The sequence below is a fragment of the Pseudohoeflea suaedae genome, from assembly GCF_004354915.1.
Taxonomy (GTDB): Bacteria; Pseudomonadota; Alphaproteobacteria; order Rhizobiales; family Rhizobiaceae; genus Pseudohoeflea; species Pseudohoeflea suaedae.
Map to the genome: position 1 here is coordinate 1 of NZ_SMSI01000009.1, position 1,873 is coordinate 1,873.

Below are 1,873 nucleotides of genomic sequence, written 5' to 3' on the forward strand. Positions count from 1 at the left end.
CCGGTGTGATTGAAGACGATGGTACCGTCGCCATCGAAGAATTCGATGGTTGCGGCGGCCCCATCGGCCCCCTGCAAGAAACCCGCAGCCTGCGCCTTCTCGCCGGACGCCGCCCCGATATTGAGCGTGCCCTTCGCATCCTCCGAATCCGCGCCATACGCAATAATAAAGCTGTCACGAGCCTCGACTACACCACCGCTGGCCACGGTCAGCGTGCCTTCGCTAAAATAGCCGACGAAAACGACATCTCCCGCGACCAGCCGGGAATCATTGCCGGACACGGTAACCGTGCCGGTGCTGCCGAACCCTTGGCCTATACGAACATCATCATCGGCACGCACATAACCACCGTGCAGCACGTTCAGCGAGCCTTCGCCGTAATAGCCGACGAGCATGCGGTCTCCGGCGACCAGCCGCGAATCCTTGCCGGACACGGTAACAGTGCCGGTGCTGCCGGAAAAACGACCCAGATAAACGTCATCATCGGCATGCACATAGCCGCCGTCCAGCACATTGAGCGTGCCTTCGCCGTAATTGCCGACGGTAATGTCATCCCCCGCGACCAGCCGCGAATCCTTGCCGGACACGGTCACCGTGCCGGTGCTGCCAGAATAAGCGCCCATATAAACATTACCATCGGCACGAACATATCCACCGTCGCGCACATTCAGCGTGCCTTCGCTGTTTCGGCCGACGATAATGTCATCTCCCGCGATCAGCTGCGAATCCTTGCCGGACACGGTAACCGTGCCGGTGCCGCCGTCCGCATCGCCGATACGAACGTCATCAGCGGCATAAACATAACCACCGTCCAGGACATTGAGCGTGCCCTCGCCCCGAGAGCCGACAAGAACATCATCTCCCGCGATCAGCCGGGAACCTTTGCCGGACACGGTCACCGTGCCGGTGGAGACTTCCCCGTACCCAATGACAAAGTCTTGATATGATTCGACAAATCCGCCGCTTGAGACATTCAGCGTGCCTTCGCCGTAAACGCCGACATATATCGCCCCATCGGCGTTCCACGAACCGCCCCGCGATACGGTCACGGTGCCTTTCGACCCGGCAATGAGCCCTATATAGCCGTAGTAACTTTCAAGCTCTCCGCCGTTTGCGATGGTCAGCGTGGCATCGTCGCCATCATCCACGCCAACAAATACGTTGCCGCCATCGAGATCCACCGGCTTATTGATGACTTCCCGGTCCTGGCCGTCGACGACAAGATCATCCGCGAAGGCCGGACCGGCAGGCAGGGCGATCAGGGCCGTGGAGGCCAGGAGTGCCGCGCCGAGCAGGCTGCGGCCGGCGATTGCGCGCCTCGATGCACCGCGGCGCTTCTTGCTGGATGAACTGGATATGGATGAAATCGACTGCATAAGTGTGAATACCCGTCCCTGATCGTTGCTTTCACCGGTCGCCGCGCTGCCCCGCAAGCCACCCCCTGACACGACGCGGCGTGAACCGCGTCTAATTTAGATGCCACTAAACCATGAATCGCGCACTGACGCTAGGTCATGCGCGCGATGCGCGAGGCGTGCGAAGACCGCATCCCCCGCAAAAGAAGTGGCGGAGACCGTTCCCCCGCCCGAAAGTCCTTGGCGGGCCGCAGCGGCTGGCGACCCGCCGGTTTTTTGGGCTCAGAAGCGGGCGGTCAGCCCGGCCGAGAGCGCATGGTCCTGCTGGTCCTGGCCGAATGCGCCGGTATAGTCGATGGCGACGTCCATCGCCGGCGTGACGGCGAAGTTGAGGCCGAGGCCGACGAGGCCGACGTCACGCGCACCCACATTGCCGGCGATGGTGAAGGGCAGGCTTTTCGCCGCAATGACCATGTCGGTGGTCGGCGTGATGTCGCCAAATGTGTGGTTCCAGGCAA

Annotated in this window: 1 protein-coding gene and 1 pseudogene; both read right to left on the reverse strand. The window is 61.6% G+C overall.

The window, feature by feature from the left end; genetic code table 11:
• A pseudogene (locus E2A64_RS17730) lies at positions 1-1,433 on the reverse strand (hypothetical protein); the annotation flags it as partial.
• Positions 1,434-1,637: 204 nt separating this feature from the next.
• Positions 1,638-1,873: autotransporter outer membrane beta-barrel domain-containing protein (locus E2A64_RS17735; protein WP_133285865.1), on the reverse strand; the 236-nt coding region annotated here is incomplete at its 5' end.